Source organism: Eikenella sp. HMSC061C02, from assembly GCF_001809035.1.
Lineage (GTDB): Bacteria > Pseudomonadota > Gammaproteobacteria > Burkholderiales > Neisseriaceae > Eikenella > Eikenella corrodens.
Window position 1 is genome coordinate 27,376 of the sequence record NZ_KV795536.1, and the last position, 17,557, is coordinate 44,932.

The following is a 17,557-nucleotide window of genomic DNA, read 5'->3' on the forward strand; positions in this document are numbered from 1 at the left end:
GGCTCGCCTTGCCGTACTATTTGTACTGTCTGCGACTCGCCGCCTTATCCTGATTTTTGTTAATTCACTATAACGGCTTGGGTACTAGGCGGCAGATTGCTTGATTTGGCTTTCAGGCAGCCTTTTGGAATCGGTTTGATGTTGCCAGGCTGATTTTGTTATATGGAGCGGATGCCTGCCGGAATGGGCAGACTGTTTGCTTGGGATGTTCTGAACATGAGCTTCAAGGCCGGATGGCAGGCTACCTGAAAAGCCGCTTTTGCAATTTTCAGGTAGTCTGAGAAGTTTGGAGGCTACCTGAAAGCTTACGCATCAAACAGGCAAAAGCAAACTCCCCAATCTTGCGGATTGGGGAGTTTTAATCTGGCGGAGTAGGAGGGATTCGAACCCTCGATACAGGTTTTAGCCCATATGCACCCTTAGCAGGGGTGTGCCTTCAGCCTCTCAGCCACTACTCCGTGTTCGGAACGGCGGATAATATAGGAAGCGTGTCTAAAAGGCAAGATATTTTGTGCTAAGAGCGGGCATTTTGGCTTGATGGATTTGAAGTGTAAAGATTTTTAGTTGGCAGGATGGCAGGCAGTTTGCAACGGATGAGCGGCGTAAATGCGCACCAGCCTACCGCTTTATTACTATTTGCTATAATATGCAAAGAAATGTTTTGATAATTTAACGAGCTATTGCGCCTGGGAATGGCGTGTGCCCACAGGCAAATTCTCCAGCCGCAACGGATAGATCAATATGAAACGATTGGGTTTGAAGCTCAGCAGCGGTATCGGCAGGGCGCTGTCGCACAAAATCAAGCAAACGCAGCGCCTGTCGCGCAAAACGGCGGCGGTGATTTTGCTGTTGATGGGGGCTGCTTTGGTGTCGTTGGTGTCGCTAGGATTTGCCAAATTGGCGGATTATGCGCTGCATCTGAACGCCAAATGGTCGCAGCAATATCCACTGGCAGCGTTTGCAGTGTTGCCAATATCGCTGATGCTGATTGTGTGGTTCACGCGCCGTTATGCGCCTTATACGGCGGGCAGCGGGATTCCGCAGGTGTTGGCCACGCTTTCGATGCCGAAAGTGAAGGGCGGCAACCGTTTGGTGGCTTTGTGGCGCACGGCTTTAAAAATTCCGCTCACGTTTTTGGGCATGTTGGCCGGTGCTTCCATTGGGCGTGAAGGGCCTTCGGTGCAGGTGGGCGCGGCAGTGATGCTGGCTTGGGGCTCTTGGTGTAAACGCTACAACTTGGCATTCAAGCGCTTGCAAGACAAGGAATTACTGGCGGCTGGTGCGGCTGGCGGTTTGGCGGCGGCATTCAATGCGCCGCTGGCCGGGGTGATTTTTGCGATTGAGGAGCTGGGGCGTTCGGTGTCGCTGCATTGGGAGCGGCAAATTTTTATCGGCGTGCTGGCTTCGGGTTTCTTTTTGGTAGCGATTGAGGGCAACAGCACTTATTTCCAAGGGTTTAATGCAGGGCAGCCGGCAGAGCATATGCTGCGTTGGGCGTTGCTGTGTGCCGCAGTGTGCGGCGTGGCGGGCGGACTGTTTGCGCGTTTTCTAAGCAAAGGTGCAACCTGGTTGGCGTTGCCGCAATGGCGCAATTGGATGCGTCGGCATCCGATTTGGCTGGCGGGCGTGTTCGGCTTGATGTTAGCTGCCTTGGGCGTGCTGTTTGATGGGCAAACCTATGGCACGGGCTATGATGTGGCAGCCGCCGCGCTGCACGGGCAGACGGATTTGACTTATGGCCTGGCGGGCGCGAAGTGGGCAGCCACGGTGCTTTCTTATTGGGCGGGTATTCCGGGCGGGATTTTTACGCCTTCGCTGGCCATCGGTGCGCTCTTGGGCGTACACATTGCCCAAGTTGCCGGCGTGGAAGCCCCTGCAGCGATTTTGGCCTTGCTGTGCATGGCTGCGTTTTTAGCGGCGGCCACACAAGCGCCGCTCACGGCCAGTGTGGTGGTGATGGAAATGACAGGCAGCCAGTCGCTGCTGTTTTGGATGTTGGTATCGTCGATTGCCGCTTCAGTGATTGCCCGCCAGTTTTGCCCACAGCCGTTCTACCATTTTGCGGCAGGACGTTTCCGCCAGCGCGTGCGTGAGGAGCTGCTGCGGGAAGGGGAAGCTCGGCAGGCAGAATCGGCGGCAAAGTAAAGTAATGCTAGGGGCTACCTGAAAAATGTTTTGCTCGGTTTTTCAGGTAGCCTTTTATTTGACCGTATCAAATAGATTCGGTAGGAATACCAAGCCATATGGTTAATGCTGTTTGGAGTGCTTTAACGGGCTGCTGGGATATTCAAGCTGATATGCTTTCTGTATGGGCAATGAGCTGCCTACGCTGCTGATATATCTAAAAAGGCTACCTGAAAAATCTGATGCTCTAGATTTTCAGGTAGCCTTTTGCTGAATGTGTGCCACCAACCCTGCGTTTTAAAACGAAGCAACACACAAAAACCGCCCGATATCTATCGGGCGGTTTGCATTTGCGGCAACGCGTTTATTTGGTTTTCATCACGCGGCGGATGAAAATCAGCATACCGCCGATGAAGAAGGCTAGGCCGAGGAATTCGCCGATGGTGCCCCAGTTGTCCAGGTTCAAGGCCAAGGGGGAGTCCGAGCCGCCGCTGGTAACGGACAGGGCGATAATCAGCGCCATAATCACGCCAATCAGGCTCTCGCCCACAATCAGGCCGGCGGCAAACAGGGTGCCCACGCGCTCGGCATCTTTCTGTTTGGCCTCATCTTTGCCGATGCGGCGTTTCAGGAAGGCAGCCATGATGGCACCGATGGCAATCGGCATATTGATGGCCGGCGGCAGGTAGATGCCCATACCCACGGCCAGGGTGGGCAGCATCAGTTTGGAGCCGCTGCGTTTCAATACTTCGTTGATGATGATGAGCACCACCCCGATGCCGATGCCGGTGAGGATGTAGTTCCATTGCAGGGTATCGGAGAAGATGGCTTTGGCGATGGTGGTCATCAGCGTGGCCTGCGGTGCGGCCAGAGCCTGGCTCGGATCCATATCCGGGCGCGGCATGGCGCCGGTGAAACCGTAGGCGGCGTAGAGCAGCTCGAGCACGGAAGACACCACGAACGCGCCCACCACGCAGCCGATAATCAGCGCCACTTCCTGACGCCACGGGGTGGCTTTAATCAGGTAGCCAGTTTTCAGGTCTTGCAGGTTGTCGTTGGAGATAGAGGCCACGGCCACCACAGCAGAGCCGCAGAACAAGGTGAGCGCCACCAGGAAGTTGCGCGTGCCTTCATCGGCAAACAGGTTGTTGGCATTGCCGATGCCCAACAGCACCAGCGAAATGGCCACCACGGAAATAATGCCGATGCCGGAAATCGGGCTGGAAGAAGAGCCCACCAAGCCGGCCATATAGCCGCAGGCAGCCGCCACCAGGAAACCGATAACGAAAGCCAATAAGGTGCAGACTACAACCAGCAGCCAAGCCGTACCGGCAGGCAGGTTGGCATCGGCCACGAAGTGGTAGAAAGAGAAGCCCAAGAGCAGCATCATGCCCAGCGCATAGGCGATCATGGCTTTGGGCGACAAGTCTTGCTCAACACGTTCCAGCGCAGCACCTTCACCGCCTTTGATGGCGCGGAACGACATTTTCATGCCTTCCAGGGTGGGTTTGAGCAGGGTAATCAGCGTCCAGATTGCGGCAATACCGATGGTGCCGGCGCCGATAAAGCGCACTTTTTCTTTCCACAACCGCATGGCGAAAGCAACCATTTCCATATCGGCCGGCTGCGGATTGGTGGCAGAGAAATAGGGGATAGCGATGCCCCAGGCGATCGCAATACCTACCAGCATGGCGATACCGCTGGCCAGGCCGACCAAATAGCCGGCGCCGAGCAGAGCCAATGAGAAACCCATCGGGATTTGGAAAATAGACGCGCCGGCTTTAAACCACAGGCTGGCACTGTCGGCCACTACGCGCAAGCCGTTGCTGGCAAAACTGAAAATGCCGGAAATCACGCCGCCGGTAACGATTTCGCCGATACCGCTGTCAGCTTTTTGCGCGGTATCTGCGTTTTCTTCACCTACTACGCCCTCGCCGCTACCGACTTTCAAAATCTCGGCTGCCGCTACGCCTTCGGGATAGGGCAAATCGCTTTTCACTACCATGGCATAGCGCAGCGGGATGGTGAAAATCACCCCCAAAATACCGCCGGCCATACACAGCAGAGTGGTTTGCCAAAACGGGAAACCTGTCCAATAGCCGCTCATTAAGAGGCCGGGCAGGATAAAGATCACGGAAGAGAGCGTACCCGCGGCAGAAGCCTGGGTTTGCACCATGTTGTTTTCAAGAATATTACTGCCTTTGGCGAATTTTAAAATCGCCATGGAAATCACGGCAGCCGGGATGGAAGAGGCAAACGTGAGGCCTACTTTCAGCCCTAAATAGATATTGGAAGCGGTAAACACTACGGTGATTAACGCGCCCAACACCATGCCGCGCAGGGTAAGCTCCCTGTAGTTGGCATAAGGATCATGGGTGGACAGAGACATTTTCTTTACCTTTGGTTGAAACGAGGTTGCATTCTTTTTCGATATGAGGTTTATGTCAAGAAAAATATTGCAAATGTAAAATTTTATTTACAAATTAGCTAAGTTTACTTGGTGATTTTTTATGAATGAAAATATCTATATACTTTAATAGTGATAATTTACTCATAAAAAATTATATTGTTATATTAAGTATAAAAATCATTAATCAGGAAATATGTATTGTGCAGGTAATGAATTTTTTACAAATTATTACGTTTTGTGATTGTAAAAATATAGGGAGTTGGGTAGAGATAGCAGCAGATGCGGGCAGATAGGATGCAGAAGTAAGGAGTGAAAGCTAGCTGAAACCATATTGGCTCAAGTACGAAGAGGCTACCTGAAAGCTTTCAGGTAGCCTCTCTAAACACAGCATCAGGCTGTTCTACAACACTGATTTCACCGTATCAACCACATTTTCCACGGTAAAGCCGAATTCTTTGAACAGCAGTTCGGCAGGGGCGGATTCGCCGAAGCGGTTGATGCCGACGACTGCGCCGTTCAGGCCGATGTATTTGTACCAGCCGTCTGCGTGTCCGGCTTCTACGGCGATGCGCGGCAGGACTTCGGGCAGGACGGCGGCTTTATAGGCGGTGTCTTGGCGGTCGAAGACGTTGGTGGACGGCATGGAAACGACGCGTACGGCGATGTTTTGTGCGGCGAGGGCTTTTTGTGCTTCCAAAGCCAGCTCGACTTCGGAACCGGTGGCAATGATGACGGCTTGGGCGTTGCCTTGGGCTTCGCTAATGACGTAGCCGCCGCGTTTGATGTCGTTCAGTTGTTGTTCGTTGCGCGCTTGGAATTTCAGGTTTTGACGGCTGAAAATCAGGCAGGACGGATGGTCTTCGGCTTTTGCCGCTTCCGCCCATGCCACCAGCGATTCGGCGGTGTCGCACGGACGCCATACGTCCATATTCGGAATCAGGCGCAGGGTGGCGGTTTGCTCGATGGGTTGGTGGGTCGGACCGTCTTCGCCGAGGCCGATGGAATCGTGGGTGAAGACGAAGACGGGGTTAATTTTCATCAGCGCCGCCATGCGCAGAGCATTGCGCTGGTATTCGCTGAACATTAGGAAAGTCGCGCCGAAGGGTTTCACGCCGCCGTGCAGGGCAAGGCCGTTCATGATGGCACCCATGCCGAACTCGCGTACGCCGTAGTGGATGTAGTTGCCGCCTTTTTCGCGGGTAACGGAGACGCTGTTTGACCAGTCGGTCAGGTTGGACGGGGTCAGGTCGGCAGAACCGCCAACCAGTTCGGGCAACTCTTTAGCGAGGATTTCGATGCTGTTTTGGCTGGCTTTGCGGGTGGCGATGGTTTCGGCTTTGGCGCACACTTCTTGCAAGGCCGTCTGAATATAGGCGTCGAAGTTTTCAGGTAGCCTGTGTTCCATGCGGCGCACGAATTCTGCGGCTTCGGCGGGATATTTTGCTTGGTATTGCGCGAACAGTTCGTTCCATTCCGCTTCCAGTTTCGCGCCTTGTTCTTTCGCGCTCCATGCGGCGTAGATTTCTTGCGGGATTTCAAAGGCGGGGTAAGTCCAGCCCAGATGTTTGCGCGTGGCTTCGATTTCGTCCGTGCCCAAAGGTGCGCCGTGGATTTTGTGGCTGCCTTCTTTGTTGGCGCTGCCTTTGCCGATTAAGGTTTTGCAGCAGATGATGGATGGTTTGCCGGTTTCGGCGCGGGCGGCTTCGATGGCGGCTTGAATGGCGGCGGTGTCGTGGCCGTTTACGTTGGGAACGACGTGCCAGCCGTAGCTTTCAAAGCGTTGCGGGATGTTTTCGGTAAACCAGCCGTCCACTTTGCCGTCGATGGAAATATTGTTGTCATCATATAAAACAATCAGTTTGCCCAAGCCCAAAGTGCCGGCGAGCGAACAGGCTTCGTGCGATACGCCTTCCATCAGACAGCCGTCGCCCATGAAGACGTAGGTGTAGTGATCGACGATGTTCAAACCGTCTTTATTGAACTCGGCGGCAAGGATTTTTTCCGCCAATGCCATGCCCACCGCGTTGGCAATGCCTTGTCCCAACGGGCCGGTGGTGGTTTCCACGCCGTCGGTGTATCCGTATTCTGGATGGCCGGGGGTTTTGCTGTGCAGTTGGCGGAAGTTTTTCAGGTCTTCAATGCTCAGGTTGTAGCCGGTCAGGTGCAGCAGGCTGTACAACAGCATGGACGCGTGGCCGTTGGAGAGGATGAAGCGGTCGCGGTTGTAGAATTTGGGGTTGGCGGGGTTGTGGCGCAGGAATTTCGTCCACAATACTTCCGCCATTTCCGCCATGCCCATCGGCGCGCCGGGGTGACCGGAGTTGGCTTTTTGGATGGCGTCGGCAGAGAGGAAGCGGATGGCGTTGGCAAGTTGGGAGGGCATGGTGTTTCCTAATAGTTGGGTTTGAAATGGGTTTGTAGGCCGTCTGAAAAACGGGTCGGTTATTCGCCGCTTAACAGGTCGTAATTTTTGTAAACGGATTCGACGAGCGGGCTAAAGTCATCGGCGGAGAAATGGGCATGGCCGATGCCGATTAACCGGCTTAAAGGGTCGTCCGTATCGTCGGGTTCTGCATCTTCGCCGGTAACAAAATCCTGCCGTGCGTGCGCTATCATGCCTTGCACGTATTTCGCGCCCGCGCCGAGGCCGGTGAGTTTGCCGGCCACATAGGCATCAATATCGTCGGCATCCATCAGGCACACCAGCCGGCCGAAGCCGAAGCAGTAGCCGTAGAAGGTGAAGCCTGCTACTTGAAACAGCAGTTCGTCGTTGATATCCCAGCGCGGATCGCCGGTGATGGCGGAGAACAGGCGGTTTGCTTTGTTGTGGAAGGCTGGTTGCATGGTGTGTTTTTAGGAGTGTCGGTTTGTTTGTGAACGAATGCCGCAAAGCGGCGCAAATTATCGCACTTTTGGCCGTGTCGTTCAAAACATCAGGCGAACAGTTTTTCCAGTGCGGCTTCAATATCGCGGCGCACCACGGTTTTGCCGCGGTTGCTGTTGATCACCGTGTAGCGTTCGGGCGCGGCAGCGGCGCGTTCGAGGTAGCTTTGGCGCACACGGGTGAAGAAGTCGGCTTCCTCCTGCTCAAAGCGGTCTTTATTGCGGCTGCGTTCGATACGCGCCAGAGAAACCTCCAACGGCACGTCGAGCAAGATGGTGAGGCTGGGACGAAGGTTGCCTTGCACCCATTGTTCGAGCTGGGTAATATCGGCCTCAGGCAAGCCGCGGCCGCCGCCCTGGTAGGCGAAGGTGGCATCGGTGAAACGGTCGGACACCACGGATATGCCGTCCTCCAGCGCGGGCAGGATAACGCTGTCGATATGCTGGGCGCGGGCGGCAAACATGAGCAAGGTTTCGGCACGCAGCCCGGCTTGAGTTTTCGGGTTGAGCAGCAGGCGGCGCAAGGCTTCGCCCAAGGGTGTGCCGCCTGGCTCGCGGGTGAACAAGACGGGGCGCTCTTGTGCGGTAAACCATTCTCGGATCACGGCCAGCTGGGTGGTTTTGCCGGCGCCGTCGATGCCGTCGAGGGTGATGAAATGGGCAGTCATTTTTAACTCCATTGAGGCTTATATTTCAGCTTTGCAGAAACCCAGACTTGCTTCGCAAAACATCTTTTACTGCGTTGAATTTGCGTTTTCAGGTAGCCTTTTTTCAGTTTGAGGCTACCTGAAAAGGTGTTAGTGGCTTAGTCGAGAAAATCATCTTTTTCCCAATAGTGCAGAACGGCGCAGATGAGATCTGCTTCTGAGGCGTTAGGATGCTTGCTGGTGTAGTTTTCGATGATGTCGGAGAAGGTAGGTGCTTCGAGCCAAGAGTTGTAGTCGGAATTGTCTTCAATGAACAACTCGTCTTCTTCGGTATCGGGCAGGAGGAAACTGCAGCTTTGTAGTCCGGCCGGGGTGTCGGTGTCGGAATTGCCGGTTATGTAAAGGAAGCCGCAGTCGGGCAGGCTGCCGACGGCGGCGATGAGTGTTTGGATGCCTTTGAAGGTTTGCATGATAAAGCTCCTATGGCGGCTGTCGGATGGGGGTACCTGAAAAATGTACGGATGGGATTTCAGGTAGCCTTTTGTTTCAGTGCTGCTGTTGGCTTGGCTGTTAGCTTGTTTCGTTTTCGCCCGCGGTGTCGCTTTCAATATTAAGATGTTTGCGCAATACGAAGGCTTGGGCGGCGAGGAAGATGCCCATCAGGATGAGCTGGCCGTAGCTTTTGAAGTGGATAAACAGGTTTTTGGCCTGCTCGGAGGCGTCGTAGTGGTAGAGGCCGAACCAGTAGTGCAGGGCGGCGAGCAGGAGGAAGAAGGCGGCCCAGGCGTAGGTGAGGCGTTGCCAGCCTTGCGGGCTGAAGCGGAATACGTCTTTGGCTACGGGCTGCATCAGGGGCTTGCCGATGAGGGCGCTTATGGCCAGGGCGAGGGCGAAGCTGAGGTTGATGATGGGGGTTTTCCAGCGCAGGTAGAGGTCGTCGCGCAGGAGGATGGTGGCGCCGCAGAAGAGGATGGTGAGCACGAGCACCACCCATTGTTGTTTGGTGAGCCGCCATTTTTGCCGCACGAGATGGATGCCGTACACAATCAGGGTGGCGGCCAATACGGCGGCAGCGCCGGCCAAGAGGCCGAATTTCTTGGAGGCGATGAAAAAGGCGAGGAGGGGGAGGAGGTCGAGCAGGGCGGTCATGTTACGGTCTTTTCAAAATATAGCGGCGGACGTTGGCGTTGTGTTCGTCTAAGGTGCGGCTGAATTCGCTTTTGCCGGTGTTGTCCATGCGGGAGACGAAATAGAGGTAGTCGGCGCCGCTGGGGTGGGCGGCGGCTTGGAGGGCGGCTTCGCCGGGCAGGGCGATGGGGGTGGGGGGCAGGCCGTCGCGGGTGTAGGTGTTGTAGGGGGTGTCGCGCTGGAGGTCGGCGCGGCGGATGCGGCCGTTGTAGGCGCTGCCCATGCCGTAAATCACGGTGGGGTCGGTTTGCAGGCGCATGCCTTGGTTGAGGCGGTTGACGAATACGGCGGCCACGTTGGCGCGGTCTTCTTCGTGCGCGGTTTCTTTTTCGATGATGCTGGCCATGGTGAGCAGCTCGTAGGGGTTTTTATACGGCAAATTGCCGGCACGGTCGCTCCAGGCGGATTGCAGCTGGCTTTGCATACGGCGGTAGGCAAGGCGGTAGATTTGTAAATCGCTGCTGTCGTAGTCGATTTCGTAGCTGTCGGGGAAGAAGCGGCCTTCGGGATGCTGCACGTCGGCATCGGAGGCGATGGCGGCGAGGAGTTGGCGGTCGCTCCAGCCGGCGGTGTCGTGGCGGATGTCAGCGGTTTGGTTGATGAGGCGGCGCATTTGGGCAAAACGCATGCCTTCGATAATGCGCACGGTGATGGTATCGGGGCGACCGTTTTTGAGGTGGCGCAGGATTTGCCAGGAGGAGGCGCGGGGTTGAAGGCGGTAGTTGCCGGGCAGGAGCTGTTTGTGGGTGCCGGTGAGGTAGGCGGCGGCCACGAACACCCAGCGGCTGTAGATGGCGTCGTTGGCAGCCAGCGTGCGGCTCACACTGCCGATGCCGCTGCCGCGCTCCACGCGCAGGCGTTGGCTGTGGGTGTCTTTAGGGGCGAAGAGGAGGCCGGCAAATAGGGCGGCAGCCAGCAGGATAAGGGCAAGCAGGGAATAGAGGGTTTTTTTCAGCATGGGTTCGGTGTGGCCGATTAAAGGGCGGCAGTATAGCCCAGGGAGGGGCAGATGCGAAGCGGGTGCGGTTTATTTGGAGGACTGGTAAAGGCTACCTGAAACTGCTTTTTTGTTTTTCAGGTAGCCTTTTGTTGTTTGCAGGCCGAGGTTTATTCTTCTTTGCCAAACCAGCGTTGCCAGCCTTCGCGGATTGGCGGGGCAATTTTCAGTAGGTATACCAACACCACGATATTGCCTGCTGCCACGATGAGGTAAAGCAGGTTGATGCTGTCGAACAGCCACAGCAGGATGGCGGAGAGCAGGGCGGCGGCCACCATGAAGAGGCCGTTGATGATGTTGTTGGCGGCGATGGCGTGGGCGCGGAACTCTTCGCTGCTGGCGGTTTGCAGCCAGGTGTAGAGCGGCACGGAGAAGAAACCGCCGCAGAAGCCGAGCAACACGATGCAGAGCATCACGGCATAGGCGTCGCCACGCAACAAGAAGCTGCCGATGCCGCTGTATTCGTGATGGTGCGTGCCATGCACGAGGGAAACGAGCAGCAGGCCGAATATGGCCATGCCCACTGTGCCCACGGCCACCCAGCCGAGGTTGAGCCGGCGGTGGCTGAGTTTGGCGCACAGCACGGAGCCGCTGCCGATGCCGATGGAAAACAGGGTGAGCATCAGGTTGAACACATTATCGTTACCGCCCAGGTGCAGTTTGGTGAAGGTGGGCAGTTGGGTGGTGTACACCGCGCCGATAAACCAAAACCAGGAAATGCCGATGATGGCAGCGTAGATTTCGCGGTTGGCAAAGGCTTGTTTCAGAATGGCTTTGGAGTTGCGCACAATGTGCCAGTCGATTTTTGCTTCCGGGGTTTTTGGTGCCACGCGCGGCATAAACAGGCTGGAGGCGAGGCCGCCGGCAGCAATGATGAGCAGGAAAACGGATACCGTGGTGCCGCCGATGCCGGCCAGAATGGTGCCCAAAATCTGGCCGAACAGGATGGCGAGAAACGTGCCGCCTTCCACCAGGCTGTTGCCCACAATCAGTTCGTGTTCGTCCAAATAATCGGGTAACACGGCGTATTTGAGCGGGCCGAACAGCGTGGAATGCAGGCCCATCAGGAAAATGCAGAGCAGCAAAAGCAGCAGCGATTGGCTGAGGAAGCCCACCGTGGCCAGCAGCATAATCAGCACTTCGGCCACTTTCACCGCCACCGCCATGCGGCTGCGGTCGAATTTGTTGCACAGCTGGCCGGAGAGGGCGGAAAACAGGAAAAAGGGCAGCACAAACAGAAGCGCGCTCACATTAATCATCTGCGCCGGTTCGATGAAGCCGTTTTTGCCCAAACCATAAAAGCTGATCATGGTGGCCAGCGCGATTTTGAATAAGTTGTCGTTGAGTGCGCCGAGGAATTGGGTGCCGAACAGCGGGGCAAAGCGGCGCGATACGGCAAATTTGAAGCCTGGATTCATGGTTTGTCCTGCGGGGGTGGGGAGTCGGGATGCACGGAATCATCGTCCATCAAAATGCGGTGGGCGGGGCCTTCCAAATCGTCAAACTGGCCGTTGTGGCCGGACCACCAGAAGAAATAGCCGATCACGAAGGCCAGCACGATGCTGATGGGAATCAGGATAAACACGCTGTCCATTACAGGTTTCCTTCCAAATCGGTGAGCAGCAGGGTGTGGCCGCCGAGGCGCAGGTATTGCTGGCGGATGTCGGCCGCCAGGCCGCCTTCGGCGTTATACAGGGCAATGCCCTCGCCGTGCGGCTGCCAAACCAGCAGCTGGCCGGCCAGGGCTTCCAATGCGCGGGCAGGTGCGGCATCTTCCGGCGGCAGCGCGGCTGTGTGCGCCTGAATCATGGCGCTGCCGGAGATGGGCTCATCGTCGTTGTCGGCAATGAGCACGAGGAAACCGAGCAGGGTGCCGTTGGGGGTGCTGAGGGTGAATTGGCGCATTTTCAGGTAGCCTTTTATTTCAGGTAGCCTTAGTTGTGTGTGTTATTTGCTGTTGAGCAGCCAATATTGCAGGCCGACCAGGGTTTTGCCGTCTTGAATCTGGTTGTTGGCAATGGCTTCGCGCACGGCTTGGCGCGAGAGCAATACGGTTTCGACAAATTCGTCTTGGTCAGGCTTGCGGGTGCTGGTGGGCGTGATGCCTTCGGCGAGGTAGAGATACATTTTCTCGTCGCAGAAGCCGGGGGCGGTGTAGAAGGTATGCAGCAGTCGCACGGATTGGGCGCGGTAGGGCGTTTCTTCTTCCAATTCGCGCGCGGCGCATACGGCCGGGTCTTCATCGGGATCGAGCTTGCCGGCAGGCAGCTCGAGCAGGGCCTGGCCGGTGGCATAGCGCCATTGGCGCACCAGCACCACTTCGTCTGCCTCGGTAACGGCCAGCACGCAGGCGGCGCCGGGGTGGCGGATAACGATGCGGTAGCTTAGGTTGCCGTTGGGCAGGCGCACGGTGTCGCGGGCAATGGTAACGAATTTGCCGTCGAAAATCGGCTCGGAAGAGAGTTGGGTTTCAGTGAGGTTCATTGCAGTGGGGTGAGGCTACCTGAAATTTTCAGGTAGCCTTTTCTAGAAGCAGATTATTGGGAAACGTAGCCGCGCAGCTCTTTGGTCTTATTACGGGCCTCGGTGGCGGTGCATTCGAGGCGGGCGAGCTGGCCGTTATTGCCGCCGCCGGCCTGTTGGGCGGCTTGGGCACATTTGGCTGCGCTGCTGGCGGCCCAGGATTGGTAGTCTTGACCGATGATGTCTTTCACATCGGCAGGCACGCTTTGCCACACATTACGCAATTCCTGCTGGGCGGCTTGGGCGCGCTGGGTGGCTTCAGTGAGCTGGTTGCCGGTGAAAGCTTCGGCTTCCTGCTTGAGGGCGGGGATGCGCTGCTGCACCTCGCGGGTGTCGCATTCGATACGCAGGGCTTCCTGCTCCAGCGGTTCGGTGGAGTCGGCCTTGCTTTGGTAGGCGCATTGGCTTTCGCGCAGGCGGTTCCACTGGTTTTGGGCATCTTTGAGCTGGGTGCGGGCGGCGGCGGGTAGGGCTTGCCAGGCTTTATTGAGTTCGTCGTGTGCTTGTTTGTTTTGAGTGCGCAAGAGCTCAATGCGGGCTTGCAAGCGGTTTTGGTCGAGTGTGTTCAGCTCTTGCTGGCGGGTTTCCTCGGCAGCAGATTTCTGGCGGATTTCGGCTACTTGTTTGGCCAAATCGGGGGCAGCGAGGTAGAAAGACAGGGGTGGCTGCAGACCGGAGGAGGCGGTTTTGCTGTCTACATTGATAACGAGTTTGTCGCCGTTGTCGGTTTGGCTGACGGTGTAGCTGAGCGGGCGAATGTAGCCGCCTTGGCCGTCTGGTTTGAGGGTAGGGTCGCCAGCGGTCATCATTTCATTGTATTCGATGCCGTCGCTTTCATTGATTTCCATGTAGTCGGAAATGCTTTGTTTCAGACGGGCCTGGGCTTCCGGTTTGGGGGCAAAGCGCAGGGTGGCTTCGCAGGCAAGCTGTTTGTTGCCTTCGGAAGCGGCCTGGGTGGTGCGGATGTCGGTGATTTCGAAGCCGAGCTGGTCGAGTGCAGCTTGGATCTCGGCGGCACTAACCTGCGGAGCGGGCAGTTCGCTGTCGCTGGGCGGGAAGGCAGTGGCCTGAATTTGGGCTTTTAGCTGTTCGAGCGCTTCGGGTGCTTGGCAGCTGAGGGCGGCCGGTTTGGCTTCTTCTTTGCCACAGGCGGCCATCGAGGCAGCGATCAGAAGGGCGAGGACGGGTTTAATCAGGGGTTTCATATTTGGATTCCTTGATTAGGAGATGGATAACAGTATTCTAACCCGCCGTGGTGAGCCGTGGCGGGAAATTTTGCTTTTGCAGCTAAAGCGTTTTACCTCCTGCGGCGGTGGCTCGCCACGCACGCTGTTGGTAGTCCGACACTTGGGAGAAGGAAGCATTGCTTGGCTCTCGTTGAGGCCGTAGTTTTTCAGCTAGCCTTTCAATAGTCGGATGAGGTTACCTGAAAAAGATGGTTCGGTTTTCAGGTAGCCTGTTATTGGTGTTGGCTGAAAGGCTACCTGAAAGTTTGCGTCATCCCATTGCTATTGCAGCAGCAGCCCGAAGCGGATACCGATTTTGCGCCATTGGGCGGCATCATCGGCCAGCGCGCCGGCGGTGAGGGGGTTGTCTTCCGGCCATTGCCGGCTGATGGCGAGGGTGTAGTTTTTGTTTTCGTAGCTCAGTCGGGTGCCTGCGGGCAGGGTGTGCGGCAGGCGGGCGCGGCAGAACAGTACGGCCAGGCGCAGGGCGGCCACGGCAAGCCACATGGTGGGGCTGATGGGCAGTTCGGCCATTTTTCTCAAATCGCCGCGCTGACCGAGCACCAGGGTGGCAAGGATTTGCTGCTCTTGGCGGGAGAATCCCGGCATGTCGGCTTGCTCGAGGATGTAGGCGGAGTGCTTGTGATAGGCGGTGTAGGCAATGTCGGTGCCGATTTCGTGCACGAGGGCGGCCCAGCGCAGGTATTGTTGCCAATAGTGGCGCTCTTTTTCGGGTTCGCGTTCGGCGAGCATGTCGAAGAACTGGGCGGCGAGGGCGGCCACGCGCTGGGCTTGGTTTTGGCTGACGTGGTAGCGCTGTTGGAAATGGGCGATGGTTTGTTCGCGCATGTCTTCATTGAGTTGGCGGCCGATGAGGTCGTAGAACACGCCGTCGCGCAGGGCGGCGTCGGTTACGGTCATGCTGTCGATATCGAGCTCGGCGAAGACGGCGCTCATCACGGCCAGCCCGCCGGCGAATACTTCGATGCGGTCGGCTTTCATGCCGTCGAATTTGGCTTTTTTGGCACTGCCGGCTTCAATCAGGCGGGCGGCGATTTTTTGCAGGGCGGCGGGAGTGATGCAGTTGTCTTCGGGATTGGCGGCAGCAATGAGATCGCGCAGGGTGCGGGCGGTGCCGGAAGTGCCCACGGCCAGCTGCCAGCCGGTGCTTTTCAACAGCTTGGCAATGCGTTGGATTTCGCTGCGGGCGGTGTTGACGGCGAGCTTGAAGGATTCGGCGGATACTTTGCCTTTGGGGAAGAAACGCAAGCTGTAGCTCACGCAGCCGAGATTGAGGCTTTCGGTAATGTCGGGCTGCAGACGGCTGCCGATTACGAATTCGGTGGAGCCGCCGCCAATATCGACCACCAGCATCTGCCCGCTGTCGGGCGGCAGGGTGTGGATGACGCCGGTGTAGATAAGGCGGGCTTCTTCGCGCCCGGCGATGATTTCGATGGGAAAGCCCAAGGCAGCTTCGGCGCGGGGCATGAAGAGAGCGATATTTTTGGCCACGCGGAAGGTGTTGGTGGCCACGGCGCGCACCTGCTCGGGCGGAAAGCCGCGCAGGCGCTCGTGGAATTTGGCCAGGCAGGCCAGTGCCCGCTCTTGGGCGGCTTGGTCGAGTTGTTTGTGTTCGTCCAGCCCGGCGGCAAAGCGCACCATATCTTTGATGGAATCAACGATTTGCAGCTGCCCGTTGTGGTTGGTGCAGATTTGCAGGCGGAAACTGTTGGAGCCGAGGTCTACCGCGGCCAGCATATTGGCGGGAATGGTCATATTGCTTGTGTTGGATAGAAAGCGTGTATCTTACCTTGCGGTGCCTGGTGTGTCATTATGCTGCGGCATTCCAGCTAGCCTCTAGGGGAAGCGGCTTTGTTATAATGCGCTTGAGGCTACCTGAAAATTGGTTTTCTATTTTTCAGGTAGCCTGCGTTATGGTTTAGATTAAGTGTGAAAGGTTGGTTTATGCGGATTTGTGCGTGCAATGCTGTGCTGAAACGCGGTGTGGCGGCGGGGCTGTTGTCGCTGCTTGGAGCCTGCTCGCTGGTGAACTATCGGCCGGTGGCCACTATTTCGAAAGTAGATACCACGCAGGGCTACCGGCTGGAGCAGAGCATTGCGCAGCAAAACGACGATGTATTCGTGGTGCTGTTGTTTTCCGGCGGCGGCACGCGCGCGGCGGCTTTGGGCTACGGCGTGCTCGAAGAGTTGGCCAAACAGCCGGTGTACATCGAAGGGCGGGAAAAACCGCTGCTCGATAGCGTGGACTTGGTGTACGGCGTGTCCGGCGGCTCGGTGCTGGCTACTTATTATTCGCTCCATGGGCGCGATACCATCCCTGCATTTGAACAGCAATTCTTGAAGCAGAATTTCCAAAAACTGGTGAGCCGGCAGGTGTTCTCGCTGGCCAACCTGCCGCGCCTGACCTCGCCCGAATTCGGGCGTGGCGATTTGCTGCAGGAGCAGTTTGAAGCCACCCTGTTCGGCCATGCTACCTTCGGCGATTTGGCCAGCCGTCGCAAAGGCCCGTTTGCCGTGGTGTCGGCCACCGATATGTCGATAGGTCGGCGCTTTGATTTCACACAAGAATTTTTCGACATGATGTGCCTCAACCTTTCCGATGTGCGCCTAGCGCGCGCTGTGGCCGCCTCCAGCGCCGTACCCGTGGTGTTCAGCCCGATTACTATTAACAACAACGGCGGCAACTGCGGCTACACCCTGCCGCCGCGCCTGCAAAACGCGTTGGAGCACGGCAGCGACGAGCAGCAGCAAGCCCGAACCCGCCGCGAGTTTGGCCAAGAGTTGGCGCTATATCAAGACAGCAAAAACCGTCCTTATGTCCATTTGCTCGACGGCGGCCTCACCGACAACCTCGGCTTACGCGGCTTGCTGGAAGCCACTGAAATCTATCCCAGCCAAATTCTGCACCGCCAGCTGGCCAACCAAAACGTGCGCAAAATCATCGTGATCAGCGTGAACGCGCAAAACCAGCTTGACAGTACTATTGACCAAAGCGCCAAAGTGCCCGGCCTCTACGATGTGTTGGGCGCCATTATCAACGTGCCCATCGACCAAAATTCGCAAGAGTCGCTACGCCGCATCCGCGCTGTGGCCGACCAATGGAACAGCCAGGCCGGTAGCCGCCGAGGCCAGCCGATCAGCCTGCATTTCGTGAGCCTAAGCTTGCGCGATTTGCCCGATTCTACCCTGCGCAAAAACGTGCTCAATATTTCCACCAGCTTTTACCTGCCGCGTGAAGACATCAACAATCTGAAAGAAGCCGCTCGCGTGCTGATGCGCCAATCGCCCGAATACGCCCGGGTGCTGGCCGCCTTATCGAAAGAGGCGGGGTCGGAATCAGGAGCACAAGAAGGCTCGACTGCTCCGGCTCAAGATGCCTGCAAAAACGGCACAGCGGCAACCAGGGCGAATTGTTTGGAGGAAGGTAAGGCAGAGTGAGGATAGTTGGTTAAGCTAAAAGGCTACCTGAAAGATTTCAGGTAGCCTTTTATAGTGGGTGGATATCAAGCTAAACCAGTGTTGGGTTGCTTTATCGTAT

The 17,557-nt window shown here is 56.7% G+C and carries 15 protein-coding genes and 1 tRNA gene; 2 read left to right on the top strand and 14 right to left on the bottom strand.

From position 1 onward, the window contains the following. Positions 1-364: 364 nt before the first annotated feature. Positions 365-458, bottom strand: a tRNA-Ser gene (locus HMPREF2541_RS02890). 283 nt (positions 459-741) lie between these two features. On the opposite strand from HMPREF2541_RS02890, the gene HMPREF2541_RS02895 reads away from it, so the two are divergent. Next, positions 742-2,145: a chloride channel protein gene (locus HMPREF2541_RS02895; RefSeq protein WP_049258333.1), complete on the top strand. Its 1,404-nt coding sequence runs from the start codon at positions 742-744 to the stop codon at positions 2,143-2,145. Positions 2,146-2,488: 343 nt separating this feature from the next. Here HMPREF2541_RS02895 and HMPREF2541_RS02900 read toward each other — a convergent pair whose 3' ends face one another. The 13 genes from HMPREF2541_RS02900 to ppx form a co-directional block, all read right to left on the bottom strand. Further along, complete coding sequence (locus HMPREF2541_RS02900) at positions 2,489-4,513, bottom strand: OPT family oligopeptide transporter (protein ID WP_003822866.1); 2,025 nt, start codon at positions 4,511-4,513, stop codon at positions 2,489-2,491. Between the two features lie 421 nt (positions 4,514-4,934). Then, positions 4,935-6,917 carry a transketolase gene (tkt, locus tag HMPREF2541_RS02905; protein WP_070541640.1) on the bottom strand — a complete coding sequence of 661 codons (1,983 nt, stop codon included), beginning with the start codon at positions 6,915-6,917 and terminating at the stop codon, positions 4,935-4,937. A gap of 59 nt (positions 6,918-6,976) precedes the next feature. Then, on the bottom strand, positions 6,977-7,378 hold the full coding sequence (locus HMPREF2541_RS02910) for a hypothetical protein (RefSeq protein WP_070541643.1): 402 nt from the start codon (positions 7,376-7,378) through the stop codon (positions 6,977-6,979). An 89-nt stretch (positions 7,379-7,467) separates the two neighbouring features. After that, a complete protein-coding gene (gene tmk, locus HMPREF2541_RS02915; RefSeq protein WP_049258336.1) occupies positions 7,468-8,085 on the bottom strand; it encodes a dTMP kinase in 618 nt (205 codons plus the stop codon). Positions 8,086-8,222: 137 nt separating this feature from the next. Next, entirely contained in the window at positions 8,223-8,534 is a 312-nt protein-coding gene (locus tag HMPREF2541_RS02920) for a DUF7716 domain-containing protein (RefSeq protein ID WP_049258337.1), read from the bottom strand. 100 nt (positions 8,535-8,634) lie between these two features. Beyond that, positions 8,635-9,213, bottom strand: coding sequence for an inner membrane-spanning protein YciB (locus HMPREF2541_RS02925; protein WP_049258338.1), 579 nt, complete (start codon positions 9,211-9,213; stop codon positions 8,635-8,637). A gap of 1 nt (position 9,214) precedes the next feature. Then, positions 9,215-10,210: an endolytic transglycosylase MltG gene (gene mltG, locus HMPREF2541_RS02930; protein WP_070541646.1), complete on the bottom strand. Its 996-nt coding sequence runs from the start codon at positions 10,208-10,210 to the stop codon at positions 9,215-9,217. A gap of 149 nt (positions 10,211-10,359) precedes the next feature. Next, complete coding sequence (locus HMPREF2541_RS02935) at positions 10,360-11,667, bottom strand: MFS transporter (protein ID WP_064087849.1); 1,308 nt, start codon at positions 11,665-11,667, stop codon at positions 10,360-10,362. Then, on the bottom strand, positions 11,664-11,843 hold the full coding sequence (ccoS, locus tag HMPREF2541_RS02940; protein ID WP_003822854.1) for a cbb3-type cytochrome oxidase assembly protein CcoS: 180 nt from the start codon (positions 11,841-11,843) through the stop codon (positions 11,664-11,666). The genes HMPREF2541_RS02935 and ccoS overlap by 4 nt, the downstream gene beginning before the upstream one ends. Further along, the gene (locus tag HMPREF2541_RS02945; RefSeq protein WP_003822853.1) at positions 11,843-12,154 is read right to left on the bottom strand and encodes an HLGFF motif protein; all 312 of its coding nucleotides are present in this window, start codon (positions 12,152-12,154) and stop codon (positions 11,843-11,845) included. Before HMPREF2541_RS02945 ends, ccoS begins: the two co-directional genes overlap by 1 nt. Before the next feature lie 42 nt (positions 12,155-12,196). Next, a complete protein-coding gene (locus HMPREF2541_RS02950; RefSeq protein WP_070541648.1) occupies positions 12,197-12,733 on the bottom strand; it encodes an NUDIX hydrolase in 537 nt (178 codons plus the stop codon). A gap of 53 nt (positions 12,734-12,786) precedes the next feature. Further along, positions 12,787-13,977, bottom strand: coding sequence for a lysozyme inhibitor LprI family protein (locus HMPREF2541_RS02955; protein WP_003822850.1), 1,191 nt, complete (start codon positions 13,975-13,977; stop codon positions 12,787-12,789). 303 nt (positions 13,978-14,280) lie between these two features. Continuing rightward, a complete protein-coding gene (ppx, locus tag HMPREF2541_RS02960; protein WP_070541651.1) occupies positions 14,281-15,774 on the bottom strand; it encodes an exopolyphosphatase in 1,494 nt (497 codons plus the stop codon). 189 nt (positions 15,775-15,963) lie between these two features. Here ppx and HMPREF2541_RS02965 point away from each other — a divergent pair, with 189 nt between their 5' ends. Continuing rightward, positions 15,964-17,457: a patatin-like phospholipase family protein gene (locus HMPREF2541_RS02965; RefSeq protein ID WP_003822846.1), complete on the top strand. Its 1,494-nt coding sequence runs from the start codon at positions 15,964-15,966 to the stop codon at positions 17,455-17,457. Positions 17,458-17,557: the final 100 nt, after the last annotated feature.

Coding starts and splice junctions, on each gene's coding strand:
- HMPREF2541_RS02895 (WP_049258333.1), top strand. CDS start 742: ATGAAACGATTGGGTTTGAAGCTCAGCAGCGGTATCGGCAGGGCGCTG.
- HMPREF2541_RS02900 (WP_003822866.1), bottom strand. CDS start 4,513: ATGTCTCTGTCCACCCATGATCCTTATGCCAACTACAGGGAGCTTACC.
- tkt (WP_070541640.1), bottom strand. CDS start 6,917: ATGCCCTCCCAACTTGCCAACGCCATCCGCTTCCTCTCTGCCGACGCC.
- HMPREF2541_RS02910 (WP_070541643.1), bottom strand. CDS start 7,378: ATGCAACCAGCCTTCCACAACAAAGCAAACCGCCTGTTCTCCGCCATC.
- tmk (WP_049258336.1), bottom strand. CDS start 8,085: ATGACTGCCCATTTCATCACCCTCGACGGCATCGACGGCGCCGGCAAA.
- HMPREF2541_RS02920 (WP_049258337.1), bottom strand. CDS start 8,534: ATGCAAACCTTCAAAGGCATCCAAACACTCATCGCCGCCGTCGGCAGC.
- HMPREF2541_RS02925 (WP_049258338.1), bottom strand. CDS start 9,213: ATGACCGCCCTGCTCGACCTCCTCCCCCTCCTCGCCTTTTTCATCGCC.
- mltG (WP_070541646.1), bottom strand. CDS start 10,210: ATGCTGAAAAAAACCCTCTATTCCCTGCTTGCCCTTATCCTGCTGGCT.
- HMPREF2541_RS02935 (WP_064087849.1), bottom strand. CDS start 11,667: ATGAATCCAGGCTTCAAATTTGCCGTATCGCGCCGCTTTGCCCCGCTG.
- ccoS (WP_003822854.1), bottom strand. CDS start 11,843: ATGGACAGCGTGTTTATCCTGATTCCCATCAGCATCGTGCTGGCCTTC.
- HMPREF2541_RS02945 (WP_003822853.1), bottom strand. CDS start 12,154: ATGCGCCAATTCACCCTCAGCACCCCCAACGGCACCCTGCTCGGTTTC.
- HMPREF2541_RS02950 (WP_070541648.1), bottom strand. CDS start 12,733: ATGAACCTCACTGAAACCCAACTCTCTTCCGAGCCGATTTTCGACGGC.
- HMPREF2541_RS02955 (WP_003822850.1), bottom strand. CDS start 13,977: ATGAAACCCCTGATTAAACCCGTCCTCGCCCTTCTGATCGCTGCCTCG.
- ppx (WP_070541651.1), bottom strand. CDS start 15,774: ATGACCATTCCCGCCAATATGCTGGCCGCGGTAGACCTCGGCTCCAAC.
- HMPREF2541_RS02965 (WP_003822846.1), top strand. CDS start 15,964: ATGCGGATTTGTGCGTGCAATGCTGTGCTGAAACGCGGTGTGGCGGCG.